This window comes from Streptomyces sp. NPDC051738 (assembly GCF_044453205.1).
Lineage (GTDB): Bacteria > Actinomycetota > Actinomycetes > Streptomycetales > Streptomycetaceae > Streptomyces.
Genome location: NZ_JBITCM010000015.1, coordinates 206,734 through 229,897 on the forward strand (window position 1 = coordinate 206,734; position 23,164 = coordinate 229,897).

Below are 23,164 nucleotides of genomic sequence, written 5' to 3' on the forward strand. Positions count from 1 at the left end.
GGCGCGCAGCCGATCGCCGGCCGAGGGCGTTCCACCGATCGCAGGCCCGAGGGCGCGTCGCCGGCCACAACGCCGTGCGGCACGCCCTCGTGGCCCGCTCACGCCCTTACGCCGACTCCCGCCGCACCAGCTCCGTCGGCAGGATCACCGCCGCCGGATCCTCGCCGCCGATCTGCGCCATCAGCACGCGCACCATCTCGGCGCTGATGCGGTCGTAGGGCTGCCGGATGGTGGTGAGCTGGGGGCGGGCGGCGAGCGCGGCGGAGGAGTCGTCGAAGCCGCCGACCGCGACGTCCTGCGGCACCCGGCGCCCGGCCCGCTCCAGGGCCGTCAGCACGCCCTGCGCCATCAGGTCGGACGCGACGAACACCGCGTCCATCTCCGGCGCCTGCGCCAGCAGCTGCTCGGCGCCCGCCTCACCGCTCGCCCGGCTGTAGTCGCCGGAGACGATGAGCCGGTCGTCGATCTCGACGCCCGCCTCGGTGAGCACCTCCTTGTACCCGGCGAGCCGCTCCACACCGCCCGGGGTGTCCAGCGGACCGGTGACCACCCCGATACGGCGACGCCCGACGGACAGCAGATGGCGCACCATGTCCCGGGCGCCGTCCCGGTCGTCCGCGGCCACATAACTGACCTTGGAACCGAGCCCGATCGGCTTGCCGCACGCCACCAGCGGCACACCCGCCTCACGCAGCTCCTCGGCCACAGGGTCACCGGAGTGGCTGGACACCAGCAGCACCCCGTCGACGTGCCCGGCCGTGATGTACCGCGTGATGCGCCGCCGTTCGTCCTTCGTGCCCGCCAGCATCAGCAGCAACGGGATGTCGTGTGCGGCCAGCGCCTGGGTGCAACCACGCAGCAGGACATTGAAGTTGGGGTCCTCGAAGAACTTCTCCTGCGGCTCGGTCAGGAGGAACCCGATGGAGTCCGAACGCCCGGTGATCAGCGAGCGCGCATGGCGGTTGACGACGTAACCCGTCTTGCGGATCGCCGCGTTGACCGCCTCCTGCGCGGCCGGGCTGACGTAGTGCCCGCCGTTGAGCACGCGCGAGACGGTGCCCCGTGAGACTCCGGCCTCGCGCGCCACGTCGTGGATCGTCGGCGGTCTGCGTCGGCCCCCCGTGTTGCTCATGGTCATGACTTTACGGCTCCGGAGAGCAGATCGAGACTCCAGAACCGCTGGATGACCAGGAAGAGCGCCACCAGCGGAATCACCGCGAGGAACGCGCCGGTGATCACCAGCGTGTACAGCGCGGGCGTGTTGGCGCCCTGTTCGAGGAGCGTCTGCAGTCCGACCGTGATCGGGAACCGCTCGTCGTCGCTGAGCATGATGTACGGCAGCAGGAAGTTGTTCCAGATCGCCACGAACTGGAACAGGAAGACCGTCACCATGCCGGGCACCATCATCGGCAGTGCGACCCGCGTGAAGATCCGCCACTCGCTCGCCCCGTCCATCCGCCCCGCCTCGACCACGTCGGCGGGGACCGCCGCGGCCGCGTAGATCCGCGCCAGGTAGACGCCGTACGGCGAGAGGATCTGCGGCAGCAGCACGGACAGGTACGAGTCCGTCAGGTCGGCCTTGGCCAGCAGCAGGTACTGCGGGATGGCCAGGATCACCGGCGGCATCAGCACGCCCGCCAGCAGGACGTTGAAGATCGCCTCGCGGCCGGGGAAGCGGTACATCGCCAGGGCGTAGCCGCTGAACGCCGACACACACGTCGACAGCAGGGCGCCGAGAACGGCGTACAGAGCGGAGTTGCCCATCCACTGCCAGTACACGCCGTCGCGATAGGCGCTCAGATCCGAGAAGTTGTCGGCGAAGCCCGTGCCCGGCAGGAAGGTGAACGTGGAGAACAGCTCACTGCCGGACTTCGTCGCCGCGATCATCACCCAGGCGACGGGCAGCAGGCAGTAGAGCGCGCCGAGCAGCAGCGTGACCGTCGGGATCAGCGCGATCCGGCGGCGCAGTGGCCGGCGGCTCTGGGCGGTGCCGGACGTGCTGCCGGCGGCCGTGTCGGCTTTGCCGACGGCAAGGGAGCTCATCGTGCCCCTCCTTGAGTGACGTCCCGCTTGTTCCGACGGTTCGCGGCCCGCAGGAAGCCGAAGGAGAGCAGCAGGGTGACCAGGGCGATGATCGTGGCCTGCGCCGCCGCCGCGTAGAAGTCGCCCTTGCCGAAGGCGTCCTGGTACACCTTCATCAGCGGACTCCACGTCGTGGACACGGAGTTGGTGAGCGGCTTGAGGGTGGTCGGCTCGCTGAACACCTGAAGCGTGGCGATGATCGAGAAGAAGAAGGTCAGCACCAGCGAGGGCGCCACCATCGGGATCTTGATCCGCAACGCGACCTGCAGCGGCGTGGCGCCGTCCAGCTTGGCCGCCTCGTACACCTCCACCGGGATGGCCTGGAGCGAGGTGTAGATGACGATCATGTTGAAGCCGGTACCGCCCCAGACCGCGATGTTCGACAGGGCGAGGTACAGCGGACCGCCGTCGAGCAGGTCCGGCTGCGGCATGCCCAGCCTGTCGAGCACGTAGTAGAACGGGCTGACGTCCGGCAGGTACAGGAAGCCCCACAGCAGCGCGGCCACGACGCCGGGGATGGCGTACGGCAGGAAGATCGCGAGCCGCGTGAACGGCGCGAGCCGCACCTTGTCGGAGTCGAGCATCAGCGCGAACAGCAGGGCGAGGCCCAGCATCACCGGCACCACGATGCAGCCGTAACCGAGCACGCGCAGCGCGCCGTCGACCAGTTCGCTGTCGGTGAGGGCGTCCGTGTAGTTCTCCAGGCCGGCCCACACCTCCTTGCGGGCGCCGGAACCGAGCCCGAGCCCGGAGACCTTCACCTTGCGGAAGCTGAGCCAGACCGCGTAGCCGATGGGCAGCGCGAAGAAGAGCAGGAAGAGGACGGTTGCGGGGAGGAGGAAGGCATACGGGGCCCCCTTCACCCCGTACGCCCTCCGGCTTGTGCTGGTCACTCGGAGACCTCGAAGCCCTGCTTCTTCAGGTCGGTGACCGTGTCATCCTGCATGGTCTTCAGGGCGGCGGCGAAGTCCGACTTGTTCTTGGCGGCCTTGCCGAAGGCGTCCTTGAAGGTCGTGTAGGCGACGTTCACGTTCGGGCCCCACGCGGACGGCGCCGTGGTCTCGGCGATGTCGGCGGCCTTCGTGTAGAAGTCGGCCTGGTTGGAGAAGTAGTCCGGCGGAGTGGTGAAGGCGCCGCTGAGCTGGGCCGACGTGGACGCCGGGTAGATGCCGCTCTCCTTGGCCAGCGCGTTGAGGGCGTCACGGTCGGTGTTCAGCCAGGCGGCGAACTTCGCGGCGGCGGCCTTGTGCTTGGAGTCCGTGGTGACGGCGGTCGAGGAGCCGCCCCAGCTGCCGGTGACGTTCTCCGACTGCGACCACTGGGGGAGCGGGGCCATGGCCCACTTGCCCTTGGTGTCGGGCGCGGCCGTGGTCAGGGTGCCCGGCGCCCACACGGCGCTGACCCAGGCGATCTGCTTGCCGGTGTTGAGCGCCTTGTTCCAGGCCGGCGTGTACATCGGCTGGTTGTCGATGGCGCCCTCCTTGACCAGGTCGCCCCAGAACCCCGCGACCTTCTGGGAGGCGGCGTCATTGATGCCGACCTGCCAATTCTCGCCGGAGGTCGTCCACCACTTGGCGCCGGCCTGCTGGGCGAGGCCCGCGAAGAGCCCGGAGTCGTTGGCGGAGAAGGTGGTGAGGTCCGTGCCGGGGGACTTCTTCTTCAGCGCGCGGGCGGTCTCGGCGAACTGCTCCCAGGTGGTCGGCACCGTCAGGCCGTACTTCTTGAAGAGGTCCTCGCGGTAGTAGAACATCATCGGCCCGATGTCCTGCGGGACGGCGTAGACCGCGTCCGTGCCCAGCGTGGTCTGCTGCCACACACCGTCGGCGAACTTGCTCTTCGCGTCGCCGACCTCGCTCGCTATGTCCGCGACCGCGTCATTGCTGACGAGCGTCGGCAGCGCCTGGTACTCGGCCTGCACCAGGTCCGGCGCCTTGCCGGCCTTGTGCGCGGTGAGGATCTTGGTGGTCAGCGTGTCGCCGGACGCCTGCTTCTTCACCGTGACCGTGATCTGGTCCTTCTTGCCCTGGCCCTTGTTCCACAGGTCGACGACCTTGTCCATGCCGGGCGTCCACGTCCAGTACGTCAGTGAGGCCGGCCCTGACGCGTCGTCGCTCGCGTCTTCGGAGCCGCAAGCGGCAAGGGCGGTGGCGCCGAGGGCCACGGCGATGGTGGATGCCACGAGGCGAACGCGCTTCGTGTTGGGCATGGATCTCTCCCCTGACCTGGGGCCTCCGCCTGCTGCGAAAACCCGCCATGCTTCTGTGAGCGTTCACAGTAGAGAAACATCCCGGACACTTGTCAATGGTTGTTGCTGTGCGGTTATGTTGGGCTCGCACCGCTGATCGGATGTGTGCACGTTCCCAAATGATCGATTAAACGGGAGAGATCCATGCCGGAGACCACCCCCAGGGGCCTGACCAGGCTCGCCTTCGGTGGGGACTACAACCCCGAGCAGTGGCCGGAAAGCGTCTGGCAGGAGGACGTCCGGCTGATGCGGGAGGCCGGCGTCACGATGGTGAGTGTCGGGATCTTCTCCTGGGCCCTGCTGGAGCCCTCACCCGGGGAGTACGACTTCGGCTGGCTGGACCGCCTGTTCGCCCTGCTCCACGAGAACGGCATCCGCGTCGACCTCGGCACGCCCACGGTGTGCCCGCCGGTGTGGTTCTACCGCGCCCACCCCGAGGCCCTGCCCGTGACCGCGGAAGGTGTGCGCCACGAGTTCGGCTCGCGCGCCGCGATCTGTCACAGCAACGCCGACTACCGCGCGGCCGCCGCCGCCATCACCACCAAGCTCGCCGAACGCTACGGCGACCACCCGGCGCTGGCGATGTGGCACGTGCACAACGAGTACGGCGTCCCCGTCTCCGCCTGCTACTGCGACTCCTGCGCCGCGCACTTCCGCCGCTGGCTGGCGTCGACGTACGGAACGGTCGACGCGGTCAACGAGGCCTGGGGCACCGCCTTCTGGGGCCAGCGCTACGGCGACCTCGGGCAGATCAACCCGCCGCGCCTGACGCCCACTTCCGTCAACCCGGCACAGGCGCTGGACTACAAGCGGTTCGCCGACGCCACCATGCGCGAGAACTTCCGCATGGAACGGGACATCCTGCACCGCCTCTCGCCGGGCGTCCCCGTCACGACCAACTTCATGACGGCCCTCAGCCAGTGCGACTCCGTCGACTACTGGGCCTGGGGCCGCGAGGTCGACATCGTCACCAATGACCACTACCTGATCACCGACGGCCGCCGCACCCACGTCAACCTCGCGATGGCCGCCGACCTCACACGCTCGGTGGCCGGGGGAGCGCCCTGGATCCTGCTGGAGCACTCCACCTCGGGCGTCAACTGGCAGCCCCGCAACCCCGCCAAGGCCCCCGGCCAGATGGCCCGCAACTCCCTCGCGCATGTGGCGCGCGGCTCCGAGGGCGCCATGTTCTTCCAGTGGCGGCAGTCCCGGCGCGGCGCCGAGAAGTTCCACTCGGCGATGCTCCCGCACGGGGGCACCGACACACGCGTGTGGCGCGAGGTGGTCGAACTGGGCGCCGCCCTCGACTCGTTGAGCGGCGTGCTCGGCACCCGCACGCGGGCCGACGTGGCGATGCTGTGGGACTGGCACTCGTGGTGGGCGCAGAACCTCGACTGGCGGCCCAGCGAGGGCCACGACCCGCGCGAGCGCGCCGACGCCTTCTACGAAGTGCTCTACGACCGCCACCTCACGGTCGACTTCGCGCACCCGGAGGCCGACTTGTCGCCCTATCCCCTTGTCGTCGTACCCGCGCTGTACCTGATGACGGAGGCGGCCGGCCACAACCTGCGCCGGTACGTCGAGAACGGCGGCACCCTCCTCGTGTCGTACTTCTCCGGCATCGTCGACGAGCACGACGCCGTGCACGAGGGCGCCTACCCCGGACCGCTGCGGGACGTCCTCGGCCTCACGGTCGAGGAGTTCTCCCCGCTGCTGAAGGACCAGCTCGTGCGGATCACCGGCCCCGATGGCTCCGAGCTCAGCGGCGACGTGTGGACCGAGTTCGTCGTCCCGCGCGGCGCCGAGACCGTGTGGACGTACGCCGACGGCCTGACCGCCGGCCACCCGGCCGTCACCCGGCACCGACTCGGCGAGGGCACCGCCTGGTACGTCTCCACCCGCCTGGGCGCCGAGGGCCTCGACGCGCTGCTCGGCTGGGCGATCGAGGACGCGCAGGTCGCCCCGCGTGTCGACCTGCCCCGTGACGTCGAGGTGGTGCGCCGCGCCGGCGAGTCGGGCAGCTACCTGTTCGCGATCAACCACACCGCGTCGGACGCCAAGGTGCCGCTGGAGACGTCCGGCACCGAGGTGCTGACCGGTGAACGCGCCGCGGGCCGCCTGGAGGTGCCCGCGGGAGCCGTCCGGGTCGTACGACTCGACGGCTGAGCCGACTCCCCTCCGCCCGCGCGTGCCACGAGCCGCGGGCGGAGGGGCTGCCCTCGCCGGCCTCCCCGGCCAGGGACACCCCCATCCATACGTCGAAGGGACGACGGACGACGATGTTCCATCCCAGACGCACCCGCACCCTCCGGGGCCTGCTGATACCGCTCGCCGCAGGACTCGCCCTCACCGCCCTGCCCGCGCAGACCGCCTCGGCGGCGAGCACGCTCACCAACGGCGGCTTCGAGTCCGACGGCACCGGCACCGCGACACCGGCCGGCTGGTCCACGTACTCGGCGGCCGGCCAGAACTCGGCCTCCTTCACCGAGGCCGGCGGCCACGGCGGCAGTTACCGCCTGACCCACTACTCGTCCTCCGCCTACAAGGTGGAGACCTACCAGTACCTGTCCGGGCTGACCAACGGGAACTACAAACTCACCGCCTGGGTCCGCTCCGGCGGTGGCCAGAACTCGGCGTACATAGCGCTGAAGAGTTGCGGCGGCGCCGAGCAGCGCACCGATCTTCCGGTCTCGGCGAGCGGCTGGATCCGTATCGTCGTGCCGGTCAATGTGACCAACAGTCAGTGCACCATCAGCATCAACAGTGACGCGAACGCGGGCAACTGGATCAATGTCGACGACCTGACCTTCGCGTCCGGCACCGGCGGCACGTCGATCCACGGCGCCGACATCTCCTCCCTCGTCAAGAGCGAGGCCAAGGGCGGTGTCTACAAGACCAGTTCGGGCACGACCGGCGACGCGGTCACCATCCTGAAGAACGCCGGCATGAACTACGCGCGCCTGAAGGTCTGGGTCAACCCGGCCGACGGCTACAACAACAAGACGCGCGTGCTCGCCATGGCCAAGCGCGTCAAGGCCGCCGGCATGAAGCTGCTGGTCGACTTCCACTACTCGGACACCTGGGCCGACCCGGGCGCCCAGAGCAAGCCGGCCGCCTGGGCGGGGCACTCGTACAGTCAACTCAGGACCGACGTGTACAACCACACGTACGACGTGCTGAACGCGTTGAAGGCTCAAGGCACCACCGCCGACATGGTCCAGGTGGGCAACGAGATCAACGGCGGCATGCTGTGGTCCGAGGGCTCCACGGACAACTGGTCGCAGCTCGCCGGTCTGCTCAACTCGGGCTACGACGCGGTCAAGGCGGTCAACTCGTCCACCACGGTCGCGCTGCACCTCGCCAAGGGCGGCGATCTGTCCGGCACCCGCTGGTGGTTCGACAGCGCGGTGTCCAACGGCGTGAAGTTCGACGCGATCGGCCTGTCCTACTACGGCTACTGGCACGGCTCGCTCTACGACTTCCAGACGACCCTGGACGACGCGGCGTCCCGCTACGGCAAGCCGGTCTTCGTCGCCGAGACGGCCTACCCGTTCCGGCTGGACAGCGAGGACTCGCACGAGGAGATCATCAACACCACCGGCGAACTGGTCTCCGGCTACCCGGCGAACACGGCCGGCCAGCGCCGCTGGATGAACGACGTGACGAGCATCGTGGAGGCTGTCCCGAACGGCCGCGGCCTCGGCGTCTTCTACTGGGAGGCGACCTGGACCGCCGTCTCCGGCAACGGCTGGGACCCGACCGACGCCTCTTCCGGCAACGGATGGGAGAACCAGGCGCTGTTCGGCTACGACGACGTGGCGCTGTCGTCGATGGCGTGGTTCAGCCACCGCTGAGTTCGTTGAATCAGCGACAGAAGGGCCCGGCCGTGCCCATGCGGCCGGGCCCCGCCGCGTTCCGGGCGAACCACCTTGTGTCGTACGGCCGTTCGGTACCGGACAACGGTCCAGGAGTCCCGGACACGGCGGCTTGGACTGCGCGACAGTGGGAAGGCGCATTAAGACGCGGCCCGACGGAGGGAGGGACGAGATGCTCAGGACTCCCGTCAGCGTAAGGCGCCTGGACATCCTGGAATGGCTGAAGAACCCGGCCGCACACTTCCCCAAGCCACGACACGGCGATCCGGTCGAGGACGGCGTCCCCGCGGACGCCGTGGCCGCGAAGCTCGGCGTGTCGCGCAAGGTCGCCGAGATCCACCTGGGCCTCCTCGTGGACCTCGGCCTGCTGCGCACGAAGCGGATCCGGCGGCGCCTGTACTACCGGCGCGAGGAGATGCGGATCGCCGAGGTGGCGCGGATGTTCGAGAAGGGCTGGTAGGCGGAGGGCAGGAGGAGCAGGTCGGACGGCCGGAGCACGTCGGTCGCCGTCCAGGCCCGGCCCTCGCTAGCCCGCGCCGCGTCCGGCCATCCGACCGAGCTCGTCATGCTCGCGCACCGCGATCCGGGCCAGCTTCGTCAGCATCATGCCGTTGCGGATCGCGACGACGTAGTCGACGGGCAGTCCGTGCATCCGGATGCCGGGACCCCGGAGCGGGTGCCAGTCGAGCAGCAGAAGAGTGTGCTCGCCCCAGGGGATCAGCCGCATGGCGATGCGGGCCGCGCCGAAGGGATCCGCCTTGGCTTCCAGTTCCAGCCGCTGCTGCGGTTCGCAGATGCGGACCACGCAGGTGTCCTCCAGGGCCACGCGGCCGACACCGACGCGGACGCGCAGCCGGGCGCCCACCTCCGGCCAGTGCGGGTCCGCTGCGAGGACCTGCTGGGTTCCGGTGACCCACTCCCCGTAGCGATGGCCGTCGGACAGCAGACTCCAGACCTCGGACGGGGAGCTCAGGATCAGGCGACGGTTCCGTGCCAAGCCGACCACGCTCCATTTCCTCAGCTGCTCAGGGGGCTCTTCGACGGTAGCCGCGCGGCGCACCCGGGGCACCCGCAGCAGTGGGACGTACCCAGGTCGAGGCCTCGAAGTGCTCCCCCCGGACGCCCGGAGTTACCCTGTTCACCGGCCGCGATCACCCTCGCGGCGCGGCGGTGGGGCCCGCCGTACCCGAACCGCGGCAGCGCTGCCGCCAACGGTCCCTACTTGCGACGACGCGGCCTGCCTGCCCGGGCCCCGGCGAGTAGGAGACGTACGCCCATGACAGCCCCGGACACCGAGAACCTCCGCGCCCCCACCCGTACCGCGCGGCAGCCCGCCTGGCGGACACAGGCGCCGATCGTCGCGGTGGTCGCCGTCGGCGGAGCCCTCGGCGCCACGGCCCGCTACGCGGCCTCCCTGTGGTGGCCGGCCCCGCCGGGCGGCTTCCCCTGGGCGACCTTCTGGACCAACGTGGTCGGCTGCGCCGTGATCGGTGTGTTCATGGTGGTCATCACCGATGTGTGGGCCGCCCACCGCCTCGTCCGCCCCTTCTTCGGCACCGGGGTCCTCGGCGGCTTCACCACGTTCTCCACGTACGCCGTCGACATCCAGAAACTGGTCGACAGCGGCCACCCCCGCACCGGACTGGCCTACCTTGCCGCGACCCTGATCGCGGCGCTCACGGCGGTCTGGCTCGCCGCGACGGCGACCCGCCGCGTCCTGAAGTGGAGGCAGCCATGACGAGGCTGACCGGCAGGGCCCTGCGTGTGACCGTCTTCGTCGGCGAGAGCGACACCTGGCGGCACAGGCCCCTCTACTCGGAGATCGTCCACCGCGCCCACGCCGCCGGCCTCGCGGGCGCCGGCGTCTTCCGCGGCATCGAGGGCTTCGGCGCGTCCCGCGTGATCCACACCTCGCGGCTGCTGTCCCTGAGCGAGGACCTGCCGGTCGCGATCGTGATCGTCGATACGGAGGAGCGGGTCCGGGCCTTCCTGCCGCAGCTGGACGAGCTCGTCGGAGAAGGGCTCGTGACCCTCGACGACTGCGAGGTCATCCGGTACGTCGGCGGCGACGACACCCCGCGCACTACTGCCGCGAAGAGCAAGAACACGAAGGGTGAGAAGTCGCCGTGAACTGGCTCCTGGTGATCGCGGGCGCCGTGGTCGGCGCGCCCCTGCGCTACCTCACCGACCGCGCGGTGCAGTCCCGGCACGACTCGGTGTTCCCCTGGGGCACGCTCGCGGTCAACGTCACCGGCTGCCTGATCCTCGGCCTGCTCACCGGCGCGGCGGCGGCCGGCGCCGCGAGTTCCCACCTCCAGCTGCTCCTGGGCACCGGCCTGTGCGGCGCCCTGACCACGTACTCGACCTTCTCCTACGAGACCCTGCGGCTGACCGAGACCGGGGCGGGGCTCTACGCTCTCGCCAACATCGCGGGCAGCGTGACCGCGGGCCTCGCAGCGGCGTTCCTCGGGGTTTCGATCGCCCAGGCGGTGTGGTCGTAGGCACCGGCCCGGGGCGTCGTAATGAATTTCCTCAATCGCTTCTCTTGACAGCTCCCGGATGTCACCCGCAGGATCACCACCGTGAACCTGTCAGACAGCCGGACAGCCAGTCAGCCTCCACGGCGCGTCAGCGCCATGGAAGCGGTGCTGGCACACCTCCGCGACGCCATCGAGCGCGGCGAGTACGCCATCGGCGACAAACTCCCCTCCGAGGCGGAGCTCTGCCGCACCCTGGAGATCAGCCGTCCTGTGCTGCGCGAGGCCCTGCGGGCCCTGCAGACCATGGGTCTGACCGTCTCCAAGACCGGCAAGGGCACCTTCGTCGTCGCGAACGCCGTCGAGGACCCCACCTTCGGCGACTACTCGGCCAGCGACCTGCTGGAAGTGCGCCGGCACGTCGAGATCCCGGTCGCCGGGTACGCGGCGCTGCGCCGCACCCCGGAGAACCTCGACCACCTCGCCCACCTGCTCGACCGCATGGAACGGGAGACGGACACCACCGCGTGGGTCGCGATGGACACCCTCTTCCACCTGGCCGTGGCCGAAGCCGCCCAGAACCCGGTGTTCCGCCGGGTCATCGAGGAGATCCGCGACGCGCTGGCGCGTCAGTCGGCCTTCCTCAATGAGCTGGGCGGCCGGCGCGAGCAGTCCAACCGCGAGCACCGGGCGATCGTCGAGGCGCTGATCGACGGTTCCGAACTCGACGCGACCGACGCCATGGCCCACCACCTGGACCGCGTCGAGACGACCCTCACCGACATCGTGCGCCCCCCGCGCACGGGCAGCACCACGGAAGGCGGACCCGAGGCGTGAGTGAGCAGTCCCTGCACGAGGGCGTGCAGAAACGTTCCGGCCATGTCGACGCCGGAGACGCCGGCTACAGCAAGTCGCTGAAGTCCCGACACGTCAACATGATCGCCATCGGCGGAGCCATCGGCACCGGCCTGTTCCTCGGCGCCGGCGGCCGGCTCGCCGACGCCGGCCCGTCCCTGTTCATCGCCTACGCGGTCTGCGGCGTCTTCGCCTTCCTGGTCGTGCGCGCCCTCGGCGAACTCGTCCTGTACCGCCCGTCCTCCGGTGCCTTCGTGTCGTACGCCCGGGAGTTCATGGGAGAGAAGGGCGCGTACACCGCGGGCTGGATGTACTTCCTGAACTGGGCCACCACCGGCATCGCCGACATCACCGCGGTAGCCACGTACACCCACTACTGGGGCATGTTCTCCGACATCCCGCAGTGGGTGATCGCGCTGATCGCCCTCGCCGTCGTCCTCACCGTGAACCTGATCTCGGTGAAGATCTTCGGCGAGCTGGAGTTCTGGTTCGCGATCATCAAGGTCGGCGCGCTCGTCGTCTTCATGTGCATCGGCATCTTCCTGCTGGTCACCCAGCACCCCGTCGACGGCACCACCCCCGGCCCCTCCCTGATCACCGACCACGGCGGCCTCTTCCCCAACGGCCTGCTGCCCATGCTGCTGATCATCCAGGGTGTCGTCTTCGCCTACGCCTCCGTCGAGCTGGTCGGCGTCGCGGCCGGTGAGACCGAGAACCCCGAGAAGATCATGCCGAAGGCGATCAACTCGATCATGTGGCGCGTCGGTCTGTTCTACGTCGGCTCGGTCGTCCTGCTGTCGATGCTGCTGCCCTGGTCGTCGTACAAGGCGGGGGAGAGCCCCTTCGTCACCGTGCTGTCCAACATCGGCATCCCGGCCGCCGGCGGCGTCATGAACCTGGTCGTGATGACCGCGGCCATGTCCTCGCTCAACTCCGGCCTGTACTCCACCGGCCGCATCCTGCGCTCCATGGCGATGTCCGGCTCCGCCCCCAAGTTCACCTCGGTGATGAGCCGCAGCCAGGTCCCCTACGGCGGCATCCTGCTCACCAGCGGTATCTGTGTCCTGGGTGTCGGTCTCAACTTCGTCGTCCCCGCGGACGCGTTCGAGATCGTGCTGAACTTCGCGGCGATCGGCATCCTCGCCACCTGGGGCATGATCATGATCTGTCACCTGCTCTTCTGGCAGAAGACCCAGAAGGGCGAGCTCGACCGGCCCGACTACCGACTGCCGGGCTCCCCCTGGACCGAACTCGTGACGCTGGCCTTCCTGGCCTCCGTCCTGGTCCTCATGTACGCCGACGGAGGCGCCGGCCGCACCACCGTGCTGTGCCTGCCGCTGATCGTCGGAGCGCTGGTCGCGGGCTGGTACGGCATCCGTCGCCGTGTCGCCCGCACCGCCGGCAAGGCCGACGCGTGACACCCGTGTCGGTCGACGACCCCTCATCGGCCCACGACAACCAGGCAGTGATGTACAGCAGTTCCATAGCGGACGCACCCCTTGTCCGCGAACCCCTCCACGCGCCCGTCGCCCACCTCATACGCGGCGGAATGACCGAAGGCATCCACTACGGCTCCGTCGTCGTCCTCGGCGCCGACGGCCAGGTCCAGTTCCAGCTCGGTGACATCGAGGCCGCCTTCTACCCGCGCTCCGCGCTCAAGCCGGTCCAGGCCGTCGCCATGGTCCGCGCCGGGCTCCCGCTCGACGGCGACCTGCTGTCGCTCACCGCGGCCAGCCACTCCGGCGAGGAACGCCACCTCGCCGGAACCCGGCGGATTCTGGAGCTCGCCGGACTCACCGAGGACCACCTGCGCAACGTCCCGGACATGCCGTACGACCCGGTCGTGCGGGACTCCTGGGTCCGGGAGGGCCGACCGCCCTCCCGGCTCGCCCAGAACTGCTCCGGCAAGCACGCGGCGATGCTGTATGCCTGCCGGCTCAATGGCTGGTCCCTGGAGGGCTACCTCGACCCCGCGCACCCCCTTCAGCAGGCGATCGCCGAGATCGTCGAGGACCTCACGGGCCAGCGGATCGCGCGGGTGACGGTCGACGGGTGTGGGGCGCCGTTGTTCTCCGTCTCGCTGCACGGGCTTGCCCGGGCCGCCGCCCGGATCACCACCGCGGTGGCGGGTACGCCGGAGGCGCGGGTCGCCGATGCGATGCGGGAGCACGCCGAGATGGCCTCCGGCTCGGGGCGGGATGTGGCTGCGCTGATGCGGGCCGTGCCGGGGCTGCTCGCCAAGGACGGGTTCGAGGGCGTGCAGGTTGCCGCGCTGCCGGACGGGCGGGCCGTTGCCGTGAAGATCGCCGATGGGGCGAATCGGGCGCGGGTGCCGGTTGCTGCCGCGGCTTTGGGCAGGGCCGGGGTGGATCCGGGGCTGCTCACAGAGTTCCAGGGAGAGGCGCTTCTCGGGGGCGGTCAGGCGGTCGGGTGTGTGCGGCCCGTTCGTTCGCTGGAGCCTGTTGTTGTTTCGGCTTGCGCCTAGTCATCCGGGCGCACATGTCGTTCCGCGACTGCGGGCCGGATGTGGCTGGTCGCGCCCACGCGGCGGTAGCCGCAAATCGATAACGCCCCGCGCCCCTTTCAGGGGCGCTGTCACCTCCGTACCTCAGAAAGAGGACCCTCACCCTCATGACCGTCGCCTCCACCCGTAGCGAACACGATCTGCTCGGCGACCGGGACGTTCCCGCCGACGCGTACTGGGGCGTCCACACGCTGCGCGCCACCGAGAATTTCGCGATCACCGGGACGTCGATCTCCGCCTACCCGCACCTCATCGACGCCCTCGCCGCCGTCAAGGAGGCCGCTGCCCTCGCGAATGAGGAACTCGGGCTTCTGGACCCGAAGAAGGCCGCCGCGATCGTCGCCGCCTGCCGGGAGATCCGGGGCGGCGAGCTGCACGACCAGTTCGTCGTCGACGTCATCCAGGGCGGTGCCGGCACGTCGACCAACATGAACGCCAACGAGGTCGTGGCCAACCGGGCGTTGGAGCTGCTGGGGTTCGAGAAGGGCGAGTACCAGTACCTGCACCCGAACGAGGACGTGAACCTCGGGCAGTCGACGAACGACGTCTACCCGACCGCCGTGAAGATCGCGACGGTGTTCGCGGTGCGCGGGCTGCTCAAGGCGATGTCCGTTCTCCAGGACGCGTTCGCCCGCAAGGCCGTCGAGTTCCGTGACGTGCTCAAGATGGGCCGTACGCAGTTGCAGGACGCGGTGCCGATGACGCTGGGGCAGGAGTTCTCCGCGTACGCCGTCATGATTGACGAGGATCGCAACCGTCTTGACGAGGCTGTCCAGTTGATCCATGAGATCAACCTGGGTGCCACGGCGATCGGCACCGGGCTCAACGCCCCGGTCGGGTACGCCGAGTCGGCCCGCCGTCATCTCTCCGAGATCACCGGGCTGCCGCTGGTCACCGCCGCGAACCTGGTCGAGGCCACGCAGGACTGCGGGGCGTTCGTCCAGATGTCCGGCGTGCTCAAGCGCATCGCCGTCAAGCTCAGCAAGAGCTGCAACGATCTGCGGCTGCTGTCCTCCGGGCCGCGTGCGGGACTCGGTGAGATCAACCTGCCGCCCGTGCAGGCCGGTTCGTCGATCATGCCGGGCAAGGTCAACCCGGTGATTCCCGAGGTCGTCAACCAGGTCGCCTTCGAGGTGATCGGCAACGACGTCGCCATCACCATGGCCGCCGAGGCCGGACAGCTCCAGCTCAACGCTTTCGAGCCGATCATCCTGCACTCGTTGTCGGAGTCGATCACCCACCTGCGGGCGGCCTGCGTGACCCTCGCCGAGCGCTGCGTGGACGGCATCACCGCCAACACCGAGGCGCTGCGGCGGTCCGTGGAGAACTCCATCGGCCTGGTCACCGCCCTGAACCCGCACATCGGGTACACGGCCGCGACCGACATCGCCAAGGAGGCCCTCGTCAGCGGCCGGGGCGTGGCCGAACTCGTCCTGGAGAAGGGCCTGTTGCCGGCCGAGACCCTCGCGGACCTGCTCCGTCCCGAGGTCGTCGCGGGCAGCGGGCAGGCCCTGGCCTGACCCGTCCCCAGTCCGCGGATGCGCACCGGGACCGTCAGGAAGGCACAATGGTGATCATGGCAGCGTCGACGTCGTCACTGACCTTCCAGCCGATCTTGGAGCGCATCGCGGAGGAGATCGGGCGGACCCCCGGCCGTGGCCGGCCCGCCGACTACATCCCGGCACTCGCGGCCTGCGACCCCCGTCGCTTCGGCATGGCCGTCGCGGAACTCGACGGCTCGGTGTACGGCGTGGGGGACTGGCGCGAGCCGTTCTCCACCCAGTCCATCACCAAGGTGTTCACCCTCGCGCTCGACCTGGCCCGCGAGGGCGACGAACTCTGGGAGCACGTCGGCCGCGAGCCCTCCGGCAACCCCTTCAACTCCCTGGTCCAGCTGGAGTACGAGAACGGCATCCCGCGCAACCCGTTCATCAACGCGGGCGCCCTCGTCGTCACCGACCGTCTCCAGACCCGTACCGGAGACGCGGCGGGCGAACTCCTGTCCTTCCTGCGCGCCGAGAGCGACAACCCGACCCTGGACTTCGACCAGGAAGTGGCCGCCTCCGAGTCCGCCCACGGCGACCGCAACGCCGCCCTGGCCCACTTCATGGCGTCCTACGGCAACATCGACAACCCGGTCCCGGTCCTGCTCGACCAGTACTTCCGCCAGTGCTCCGTCATGGCGTCCTGCGCCGACCTGGCCCTGGCCACCACGTTCCTGGCCCGCCACGGCCTCCGTGCCGACGGCACCCGCCTGCTCACCCTCAGCCAAGCCAAACAGGTCAACGCGGTGATGCTGACCTGCGGGACGTACGACGCGGCAGGCGACTTCGCCTATCGGGTGGGCCTGCCCGGCAAGAGCGGCGTGGGCGGCGGCATCATCGCGGTGGTGCCGGGCCGGTGCACGCTGTGCGTGTGGAGCCCGGGGCTGGACGAGCGGGGCAATTCGGTGGCGGGAGTGGCGGCCCTGGACAGATTCACGACACTGACGGGCCTGTCGGTGTTCTGACGGAACTTTTCAACGCCGGATGAGGGCACGCCCCAAGGGGCGCGGGGAACTGCGCGACAAGCCCCCACCGGCCCGCAGCCTGCGAACCGCCACACCCGGCAGACGGGTAGCAGCCTGCGACCCCCCCAGCATTCGATCACCGGCCCGTCACACTCCGGCTTCCCCCCGGAGGGCTCCGCGTCGCTTGAAAGCCACCCCGCGTTGACACGCTGACCGAGTGTTGGCCATGGCTTTCCCCGTCGATCTCCGCCGCTGCCAGATTCTGGGTCTGGCCGGCACCGCCTTCCTAGCCCTGGGAGGTGAGACGGCCGGTGCCCTGCCGGTCCGGGAACTCCTGGCCCCGTCCTCGGCGCACGCGGCGCTCGGCCTGGTCGGCGTGTACTTCGGCGTCGTCCTGCTGATAGCGGCCTGGCTGCTGCTCGGCCGGCTGGTGCGCAGCGCGGATCCGCCCACCCCCCGGGCCCTGCTGCTGGTGCTGGCGGTCTGGGCCACCCCGCTGCTGATCGCTCCGCCGCTGTTCAGCCGGGACGTGTACAGCTACCTGGCCCAAGGCGCCATGGTCGACGCCCACATCGACGTGTATGCGTACGGGCCCGCCCACCTCGGCGGACCGCTCGCGGACGAGGTCGCCCCCCTGTGGCGGCACACCGCGGCCCCCTACGGCCCGGTGTTCCTCGGTGTCGCCTCCGCCCTGTCCGGCCTGACCCGCGGCGAACTCCCCGCCGGGCTCCTCGGCATGCGCCTGATAGCCCTGCTCGGCGTGGCGCTGATGGCGGCGGCGCTGCCGCGACTCGCCCGGCACAGCGGGGCCGACCCGGCCGCCGCGCTGTGGCTGGGCGCCCTGAACCCGCTCGTGCTGCTGCACCTGGTCGCGGGCGCCCACAACGACGCCATCATGCTCGGCCTGCTGGGCGCCGGTCTGGTCGCGGCCCTCGGCCGGTGGCCCATCCTGGGCGCCGTACTCGTCACGCTCGCCGCCCTGGTCAAGGCGCCCGCCGCGCTGGGCCTCGCCGCGGTCGTGCTGCTGATGATGCGGGCCGGTCATCACGTGGCCAAGGCCGTGCTCACCACGGTGGCCGCGTCCGCCGCCACCACGGTCGCCGCGACGGCCGTCGCGGGCACGGGATACGGCTGGATCGGCGCCCTGGACACCCCGGTCTCGTCACAGAACTGGGCGCTCACCAGCCTGCTCGGCCGGGCCACCGCCTCCCTGCTGGACGAGATCGGCAGCGATCTGGCGCCGCTGGCCGTCCCGGCGTGGCACGTCTTCGGGATGGTGCTCACAGCGGTCCTCGTGGCCCTCATATGGTGGCGCTGGCGTCCGCGCCCGGTGTACGCGCTCGGGCTGAGCCTCGCGGCCGTGGCCGCCTTCGGACCGGCGATCCGCCCCTGGTACGCCCTGTGGGGCCTGTTCCTCATCGCGGCCGCCGCGCCCAGCACATCGGTACGGCACCGGGTCGCCGCCCTGACCGGAGTGCTCGCCCTGGCCGTCCTGCCCAGCGGCGGCTCCGCGGACGTCGGCCAGTTGGTGCTGGCCGTCTCCGGGGGCGTGCTCGCGGTGGTCGTCCTGTGGCAGGCACATCTGGCCGCGCAGGCCCCGGCGTTGGAGCGCACCGCATGAGACTTCCCCGCACCGACCGCGGCCGGCTCGCCCTCGTACTCGTCCTCGCCGCCGCCGTGACCGTCTTCACCGCGACCGTGCCCTTGCTGCGCGACTGGTTCGACCTGCGCGTCTACTACGGCACCGTGGACACCTGGATCCACCACGGCGGCCGTATCTACGACTACCGGGTGCCCGGCACGACGTACGGCTTCACCTACCCGCCGTTCGCGGCCGTCGTCATGCTGCCCATGACCCTGGTCGGCCTGCACGCCGCGATCACCGTGGCGCTGCTGCTCAACCTCGGCGCGCTCGCCTTCTCGCTGCGTGTGCTGGCCGGACGTTCCTGGCGGCGCTACGGCTGGTACGGCTGCGCGCTCGCCGCCTGCGCGCTGGCCCTCTTCGAACCGCTGAGGGACACCTTCAGCTTCGGCCAGGTGAACATCCTGCTGCTGGCGCTGGTGCTCCTCGACTGCTGGCTGCTGTCCACGGGGCGGGAGCGCTGGGCGGGGCTGGGCATCGGCCTCGCGGCCGCGATCAAACTGACGCCCGCCGCGTTCATCGGTCTGCTGCTGGTGGCCCGGCGCTGGCGAACCGCCGGAGTGGCGACGGCCGTTGCCGCCGCGGCGACGGCGCTGGCAGCCTGGGTGGCACCCGACGCCTCCCGCTTCTACTGGACCCACGCGATGTGGGACACCACTCGGGTGGGCCGCCTCGACTACGTCTCCAACCAGTCGCTGCAGGGCATCCTGGCCCGGCTCGGGGTGGAGGACCGTGCGGTCTGGGCGGTGGTGGTCCTGCTGGTGCTGGGCGTCTGGGTGGCGCGTACCCGACGGGCGGTCGCGGCAGGGGACTGGGTCGCGGCGTTCGCCCTCACCGGGCTGACCTCCTGTCTGGTCAGCCCGATCACCTGGGTTCACCACCTGGTGTGGCTGCTGCCGTCCTTCGCCGTCCTCGTCCGCGCCGGGCACGCCCGGATCGCGGGCGGCCTGTACGCGGTGCTCTGCACCAGCGTGGTGTGGCTGTGGTTCGACGACGCGTCCGGCGTGGACGGCTTCCTCGGGAGCAACATGTACGCCTGGATCACGCTCTGCCTGCTGCTCCGGCTGCCGGTCGGTCAGTCCGGGTCCACCCGCTCGAAGCACTTGGCACGCAGCACCAGCGACACGAAGCCGGCGCCCACACCGGTGGCGCCCGCGATCGCCCACGCCTCCGCCCAGCCGACCCCGGCCGGCCCGCCCTCGGGCGCCACCGCGGCCACCACGGGCGCCGTCACGGGCCCTGGCCTCGGCTTCGCCCGCAAGGCGTCGAGCGATCCCACCGGTTCGACCCGCCCGGCCGCGTCGAACCCCCAGTCGAGCAGCTCGCCGGCCTCCTCGTAGACGGCTAGCCCGCCGCCCGACCGAGGGTTCAGCACCGTCACGACCAGGGTGCGATCGCCTCGGCGGGCGGCGGCGATCAGCGTGTTGCCCGCCTTGCTGGTGTAGCCGTTCTTGACGCCGATCACGCCCGGATACGGATCCATGTCGGGTGTGCCGGCCAGCAGCCGATTGGTGTTCCGGATCTCGTACGACCAACCGTTCCGGCCCGGGAACAACGCCTCGGCCGTGCCGCAGTACCGGGCGAAGTCCGCGTTGCGCAGCCCCGCCCGCCCGAACACCGCCAGGTCGTACGCCGACGAGACCTGGCCCGGCGTGTCGTAACCGTCCGGGGACACCACCCGTGTGTCGAGGGCGCCCAGCGCACGGGCCTTGTCCTGCATACGGGCGGCCGTGGCGCGCCAGCCGCCGTTGAGCGCGGCCAGCACCCGCACGGCGTCGTTGCCGGAGCTGAGGAACACCCCGCGCCACAGATCGGCGACCCGGTACGTATGCCCCTCGGCGACCCCCACCAGACTGCTGCCGGCCCCGATCCCCGCCAGTTCCTCCTCTTTCACCCGGTGCCGGATGCCGGAGGGCAGGGTCGGCAGCACGGTCAGGGCGAACAGCGATTTCAAGGTGCTGGCGGGCGGCAGCTCCCGGTGCGCGTTGCGCGCGGCGAGCACCTCACCGGTGTCGGCGTCGGCCACGAGCCACGACAGGGCGGAGAGCCGCGGAACCCGGGGCACGTCGGCGTTCGGCCGCACATGGGTGCCGGGCCGGTACAGCAGCGACGGCAGCGGTGTCAGCGTCTGCGGACCGCTGGGCGGGTCCGGATCGAGCCTGGTGTGGGCGACCGCGGCGGAAGGCGCTAGCGCCAGCAGCCCGGCCGCGCAGAGCGCGCAGGTGGTCGCGAGGGCCCGGGAGATAAATCCGATCTTCATACGGCCAACCTAGGAACGCTCCCGTCGTCCACCGCGCTGCCCGGGCCGGACGGGCCGCGTCGGCACCCGGACGGACGATGCCTGTGCGGGGTGTCACTCGCCGGGCAGCGTCGGCTGGATCCGCCGCAGGAATGTCGCGTTGTCGGGCGTCTCCCGCATGCGCTCCAGGAGGGTTTCCAGGTTGCCCTGGCCGTCCCGGTTCTGCAGGACCCGGCGCAGACCGCGTACGGCGGTCAACTCGGCCGGGGGCAGGAGGAGTTCCTCGCGGCGGGTGCCGGACGGGTTGATGTCGACGGCGGGGAACACACGGCGCGAGGCGAGATCCCGGCTCAGCCGCAGCTCCATGTTGCCGGTGCTCTTGAGCTCCTCGAAGTAGAAGTCGTCGGCCCGGGAGCCGGTCTCCACCAGGGCCGTGGCGAGGATGGTGAGCGAACCGCCCTCCTCGGCGAGCCGCGCGGCGCCGAAGAACCGCTTCGGCCCCTGCAGCGCGGCCGCGTCGACGCCGCCGCTCAGGGTGCGGCCACCGGACGCGGCCGCGTTGTTGTGCGCCCGGCACAGCCGGGTCAGGGAGTCGAGCAGGATGACGACGTCCTCGCCCGCCTCGACGAGCCGCTTGGCCCGTTCGATCACGAGCTCGGCCAGCGCGATGTGCTGCTTGGGCGGCCGGTCGAAGGTGGAGGCGTACACCTCGCCGCGCACGGAGCGCCGCATGTCGGTGACCTCCTCGGGACGTTCGTCGAGGAGTACCACCATCAGCCGGCACTCCGGGTGGTTGCCGGCGACGGCCGCCGCGATCTGCTGGAGCAGCACGGTCTTGCCGGTCTTGGGCGGAGCCACGATCAGCCCTCGCTGACCCTTGCCGACGGGCGCGATCAGATCGGCGACCCGCCCGGTCAGGCCGGCCGCCGGGTGTTCGAGGCGCAGCCGCTCCCGGGGATGCAGCGGGGTGAGGTCGCCGAAGTGGGGACGACCGCGCAGGTTCTCGGCCGGGCGGCCGCCCATGCGGGCCACCTCGGCCAGGGTGCGCCGGTCGCCCCGGACGCCGTCGACGAGGTCGCCCTTGCGCAGGCCGTAGCGCCGGATCAGCGCGGCGGGCACCTGGAGGTCGGACGGCGACGGCAGGCAGCTCTCGGCGCGCAGATGGCCCTTCCCGCTCGCGTCGATGTCGAGGACTCCGGTGACGGCCCGGGGCGGGAGCTGCTGCTGGACTTGGGGGTGTTCGAGTGTGGTGGTCATGGTGGTCGGTCCTTTCCAGGACGGAAGGCATGGGACATGCGAAGGGAAGGAAGGGGAGGGCCGCGAGAGGAAGGCGGGCAGAACGCGCGCGCCTTCGGGCGGCGGAACGTCACCTCGCGTACGGCGTCGAAGTGCCGACGAAAGATTTGCTCACGAGGTGGTGCCGGGAAGCTGATGCGCCGACCGCGATGGTCCGGGAGGATCAGCGAATTGAAGGAAAACTCGCACCGGCGCCCACAGCGGGGCGTACACAAGTGCTAGCAGCACCGTACCACACGGGGAGCGGGTGGCTCCCGGTGTGGCCGGTGGTCGATCCGGTCCGGTCCCGTTCGTCGGTGAGGTGCAGGAAGCTCATGAGGACCGGGAGGAACAGCTACCTGCTGTTCAACGAGGGCTCTGTACGGGGAGTTGACGCACGAAGGTCGTTCGCCGTCAGACCGACCTGGCTTCCGCCTCCTTCACGATCTGCTCGAACTGCGCCCCCATCCGCTCCGCGAGCGCCTGTGCGCCCGACAACGGACGGACCATCACCATGAACTCGTCGATCAGGCCGTCCTCGTTGACCCGGAGGAAGTCGCAGCCGGTGAGCTCCCGGTCGCCCACGCGCGTGGTGAAGACCAGCGCGTGGTCGCGGCCGCCCGGGTCGCTGATCTCGCGCACATAGCGGAAGTCCTCGAAGACCCGCATGACACCACGCAGGATCGCCGCCGTGATCGCCTTGCCGGCGTACGGCTTGAACACCACCGGGCTGGTGAAGACGACGTCCTGGGCCAGCAGGGCCTCGACGGCGTCGGCGTCGCCCGCCTCCACCGCCTCGCGGAACGCGTGCATCGGATCACCTCATAGTCAATTTGTTGAGTAGGTGCCGATGAGAATAATCACCTGCTGTTAACGTGTCCATATGTCCCTCAAGTACGCCGTCCTCGCCGCTCTCCTGGAGGGCGAGGCCTCGGGCTACGAACTGTCCAAGGTCTTCGACGTCTCGTTCGCCAACTTCTGGCCCGCGACCCCGCAGCAGCTCTACCGCGAGCTGGAACGCCTGGCGCAGGACGGCCTTGTCGAGGCCAGGTTCGTGCAGCAGGAACGGCGCCCGAACAAGCGGATGTTCACGCTCACCCGGGCCGGCCGCGAGGACCTGCGTGCCTTCGCCGCCGAGCCGCCCAGGCGGCCCACCGCCGTCCGCGACGAACTCCTGATCAAGCTGCAGGCCATGGAGGACTCCGAGGCCGCCCACGCCCTGATCGAGGAACGCATGACCTGGGCGCGCGGCAAACTCGACCGATACGAACGCGTCCGCGACCGCCTCCTCGACGGGCAGCCCGAGGAGGAGTACCTGCGCGATGCCGACCGCGTCGGGCCGTATCTGACGCTGCTGCGCGGTATCTCCTTCGAGGAGGAGAACCTGCGCTGGTGCGAGCGCGTTCTCGCCGTCCTGAAGCACCGTGTGGCGCGGGGGTGA

The 23,164-nt window shown here is 70.2% G+C and carries 21 protein-coding genes and 1 pseudogene; 14 read left to right on the top strand and 8 right to left on the bottom strand.

Going from position 1 to position 23,164, the window contains the following annotated elements:
- Positions 1-106: 106 nt before the first annotated feature.
- The 4 genes from ACIA8X_RS31590 to ACIA8X_RS31605 are packed head-to-tail and all read right to left on the bottom strand — an operon-like array spanning position 107 to position 4,288.
- Positions 107-1,138, bottom strand: coding sequence for a LacI family DNA-binding transcriptional regulator (locus ACIA8X_RS31590; RefSeq protein WP_393444065.1), 1,032 nt, complete (start codon positions 1,136-1,138; stop codon positions 107-109).
- Complete coding sequence (locus ACIA8X_RS31595) at positions 1,135-2,043, bottom strand: carbohydrate ABC transporter permease (protein ID WP_393444063.1); 909 nt, start codon at positions 2,041-2,043, stop codon at positions 1,135-1,137. Before ACIA8X_RS31595 ends, ACIA8X_RS31590 begins: the two co-directional genes overlap by 4 nt.
- Positions 2,040-2,975: a carbohydrate ABC transporter permease gene (locus ACIA8X_RS31600; RefSeq protein ID WP_393444061.1), complete on the bottom strand. Its 936-nt coding sequence runs from the start codon at positions 2,973-2,975 to the stop codon at positions 2,040-2,042. Before ACIA8X_RS31600 ends, ACIA8X_RS31595 begins: the two co-directional genes overlap by 4 nt.
- Positions 2,972-4,288: an ABC transporter substrate-binding protein gene (locus ACIA8X_RS31605; protein ID WP_393444059.1), complete on the bottom strand. Its 1,317-nt coding sequence runs from the start codon at positions 4,286-4,288 to the stop codon at positions 2,972-2,974. The genes ACIA8X_RS31600 and ACIA8X_RS31605 overlap by 4 nt, the downstream gene beginning before the upstream one ends.
- A 183-nt stretch (positions 4,289-4,471) precedes the next feature.
- Between ACIA8X_RS31605 and ACIA8X_RS31610 the strand changes: the two genes are divergently transcribed.
- The 3 genes from ACIA8X_RS31610 to ACIA8X_RS31620 all read left to right on the top strand — a co-directional run bounded on the left by ACIA8X_RS31610 (position 4,472) and on the right by ACIA8X_RS31620 (position 8,662).
- Complete coding sequence (locus tag ACIA8X_RS31610) at positions 4,472-6,493, top strand: beta-galactosidase (protein WP_393444057.1); 2,022 nt, start codon at positions 4,472-4,474, stop codon at positions 6,491-6,493.
- 113 nt (positions 6,494-6,606) lie between these two features.
- Entirely contained in the window at positions 6,607-8,181 is a 1,575-nt protein-coding gene (locus tag ACIA8X_RS31615) for an arabinogalactan endo-beta-1,4-galactanase (RefSeq protein ID WP_393444055.1), read from the top strand.
- Between the two features lie 193 nt (positions 8,182-8,374).
- Entirely contained in the window at positions 8,375-8,662 is a 288-nt protein-coding gene (locus ACIA8X_RS31620; protein ID WP_393444053.1) for an ArsR family transcriptional regulator, read from the top strand.
- A 66-nt stretch (positions 8,663-8,728) separates the two neighbouring features.
- Here the strand turns inward: ACIA8X_RS31620 and ACIA8X_RS31625 are convergent, their stop codons facing one another.
- Entirely contained in the window at positions 8,729-9,199 is a 471-nt protein-coding gene (locus tag ACIA8X_RS31625; RefSeq protein ID WP_393444051.1) for an SRPBCC family protein, read from the bottom strand.
- A gap of 279 nt (positions 9,200-9,478) precedes the next feature.
- Here ACIA8X_RS31625 and crcB (ACIA8X_RS31630) point away from each other — a divergent pair, with 279 nt between their 5' ends.
- The 10 genes from crcB (ACIA8X_RS31630) (at position 9,479) to ACIA8X_RS31675 (ending at position 19,549) form a co-directional block, all read left to right on the top strand.
- Positions 9,479-9,940 carry a fluoride efflux transporter CrcB gene (gene crcB / locus ACIA8X_RS31630; RefSeq protein WP_393444049.1) on the top strand — a complete coding sequence of 154 codons (462 nt, stop codon included), beginning with the start codon at positions 9,479-9,481 and terminating at the stop codon, positions 9,938-9,940.
- Entirely contained in the window at positions 9,937-10,332 is a 396-nt protein-coding gene (locus ACIA8X_RS31635) for a DUF190 domain-containing protein (RefSeq protein WP_393444047.1), read from the top strand. The genes crcB (ACIA8X_RS31630) and ACIA8X_RS31635 overlap by 4 nt, the downstream gene beginning before the upstream one ends.
- Entirely contained in the window at positions 10,329-10,703 is a 375-nt protein-coding gene (crcB, locus tag ACIA8X_RS31640; protein ID WP_393444045.1) for a fluoride efflux transporter CrcB, read from the top strand. The genes ACIA8X_RS31635 and crcB (ACIA8X_RS31640) overlap by 4 nt, the downstream gene beginning before the upstream one ends.
- Positions 10,704-10,838: 135 nt before the next feature.
- Entirely contained in the window at positions 10,839-11,516 is a 678-nt protein-coding gene (locus ACIA8X_RS31645; protein ID WP_393444383.1) for a FadR/GntR family transcriptional regulator, read from the top strand.
- On the top strand, positions 11,513-12,952 hold the full coding sequence (locus ACIA8X_RS31650; RefSeq protein WP_393444043.1) for an amino acid permease: 1,440 nt from the start codon (positions 11,513-11,515) through the stop codon (positions 12,950-12,952). Before ACIA8X_RS31645 ends, ACIA8X_RS31650 begins: the two co-directional genes overlap by 4 nt.
- Before the next feature lie 50 nt (positions 12,953-13,002).
- Positions 13,003-14,019: an asparaginase gene (locus ACIA8X_RS31655; protein WP_393444381.1), complete on the top strand. Its 1,017-nt coding sequence runs from the start codon at positions 13,003-13,005 to the stop codon at positions 14,017-14,019.
- 146 nt (positions 14,020-14,165) lie between these two features.
- Positions 14,166-15,578, top strand: coding sequence for an aspartate ammonia-lyase (aspA, locus tag ACIA8X_RS31660; RefSeq protein ID WP_393444041.1), 1,413 nt, complete (start codon positions 14,166-14,168; stop codon positions 15,576-15,578).
- Positions 15,579-15,625: 47 nt separating this feature from the next.
- Positions 15,626-16,567, top strand: coding sequence for a glutaminase (locus ACIA8X_RS31665; protein WP_393444039.1), 942 nt, complete (start codon positions 15,626-15,628; stop codon positions 16,565-16,567).
- Positions 16,568-16,793: 226 nt separating this feature from the next.
- On the top strand, positions 16,794-18,188 hold the full coding sequence (mptB, locus tag ACIA8X_RS31670; protein ID WP_393444037.1) for a polyprenol phosphomannose-dependent alpha 1,6 mannosyltransferase MptB: 1,395 nt from the start codon (positions 16,794-16,796) through the stop codon (positions 18,186-18,188).
- On the top strand, positions 18,185-19,549 hold the full coding sequence (locus ACIA8X_RS31675; RefSeq protein WP_393444034.1) for a glycosyltransferase 87 family protein: 1,365 nt from the start codon (positions 18,185-18,187) through the stop codon (positions 19,547-19,549). The genes mptB and ACIA8X_RS31675 overlap by 4 nt, the downstream gene beginning before the upstream one ends.
- A gap of 83 nt (positions 19,550-19,632) precedes the next feature.
- Here the strand turns inward: ACIA8X_RS31675 and ACIA8X_RS31680 are convergent.
- From ACIA8X_RS31680 to ACIA8X_RS31690, 3 genes and pseudogenes are all read right to left on the bottom strand, one after another.
- Positions 19,633-20,469: pseudogene (locus tag ACIA8X_RS31680) on the bottom strand (D-alanyl-D-alanine carboxypeptidase family protein); the annotation flags it as partial.
- A 93-nt stretch (positions 20,470-20,562) separates the two neighbouring features.
- Complete coding sequence (gene rho / locus ACIA8X_RS31685; RefSeq protein ID WP_393444032.1) at positions 20,563-21,705, bottom strand: transcription termination factor Rho; 1,143 nt, start codon at positions 21,703-21,705, stop codon at positions 20,563-20,565.
- 432 nt (positions 21,706-22,137) lie between these two features.
- Positions 22,138-22,536: a nuclear transport factor 2 family protein gene (locus ACIA8X_RS31690; protein ID WP_393444030.1), complete on the bottom strand. Its 399-nt coding sequence runs from the start codon at positions 22,534-22,536 to the stop codon at positions 22,138-22,140.
- Positions 22,537-22,606: 70 nt separating this feature from the next.
- On the opposite strand from ACIA8X_RS31690, the gene ACIA8X_RS31695 reads away from it, so the two are divergent.
- Positions 22,607-23,164 carry a PadR family transcriptional regulator gene (locus ACIA8X_RS31695; RefSeq protein ID WP_393444028.1) on the top strand — a complete coding sequence of 186 codons (558 nt, stop codon included), beginning with the start codon at positions 22,607-22,609 and terminating at the stop codon, positions 23,162-23,164.

Coding starts and splice junctions, on each gene's coding strand:
- rho (WP_393444032.1), bottom strand. CDS start 21,705: ATGACCACCACACTCGAACACCCCCAAGTCCAGCAGCAGCTCCCGCCC.
- ACIA8X_RS31610 (WP_393444057.1), top strand. CDS start 4,472: ATGCCGGAGACCACCCCCAGGGGCCTGACCAGGCTCGCCTTCGGTGGG.
- ACIA8X_RS31615 (WP_393444055.1), top strand. CDS start 6,607: ATGTTCCATCCCAGACGCACCCGCACCCTCCGGGGCCTGCTGATACCG.
- ACIA8X_RS31645 (WP_393444383.1), top strand. CDS start 10,839: ATGGAAGCGGTGCTGGCACACCTCCGCGACGCCATCGAGCGCGGCGAG.
- ACIA8X_RS31595 (WP_393444063.1), bottom strand. CDS start 2,043: ATGAGCTCCCTTGCCGTCGGCAAAGCCGACACGGCCGCCGGCAGCACG.
- ACIA8X_RS31590 (WP_393444065.1), bottom strand. CDS start 1,138: ATGACCATGAGCAACACGGGGGGCCGACGCAGACCGCCGACGATCCAC.
- mptB (WP_393444037.1), top strand. CDS start 16,794: ATGGCTTTCCCCGTCGATCTCCGCCGCTGCCAGATTCTGGGTCTGGCC.
- crcB (WP_393444049.1), top strand. CDS start 9,479: ATGACAGCCCCGGACACCGAGAACCTCCGCGCCCCCACCCGTACCGCG.
- ACIA8X_RS31635 (WP_393444047.1), top strand. CDS start 9,937: ATGACGAGGCTGACCGGCAGGGCCCTGCGTGTGACCGTCTTCGTCGGC.
- ACIA8X_RS31675 (WP_393444034.1), top strand. CDS start 18,185: ATGAGACTTCCCCGCACCGACCGCGGCCGGCTCGCCCTCGTACTCGTC.
- aspA (WP_393444041.1), top strand. CDS start 14,166: ATGACCGTCGCCTCCACCCGTAGCGAACACGATCTGCTCGGCGACCGG.
- ACIA8X_RS31695 (WP_393444028.1), top strand. CDS start 22,607: ATGTCCCTCAAGTACGCCGTCCTCGCCGCTCTCCTGGAGGGCGAGGCC.
- ACIA8X_RS31690 (WP_393444030.1), bottom strand. CDS start 22,536: ATGCACGCGTTCCGCGAGGCGGTGGAGGCGGGCGACGCCGACGCCGTC.
- ACIA8X_RS31605 (WP_393444059.1), bottom strand. CDS start 4,288: ATGCCCAACACGAAGCGCGTTCGCCTCGTGGCATCCACCATCGCCGTG.
- ACIA8X_RS31665 (WP_393444039.1), top strand. CDS start 15,626: ATGGTGATCATGGCAGCGTCGACGTCGTCACTGACCTTCCAGCCGATC.
- ACIA8X_RS31620 (WP_393444053.1), top strand. CDS start 8,375: ATGCTCAGGACTCCCGTCAGCGTAAGGCGCCTGGACATCCTGGAATGG.
- ACIA8X_RS31655 (WP_393444381.1), top strand. CDS start 13,003: ATGTACAGCAGTTCCATAGCGGACGCACCCCTTGTCCGCGAACCCCTC.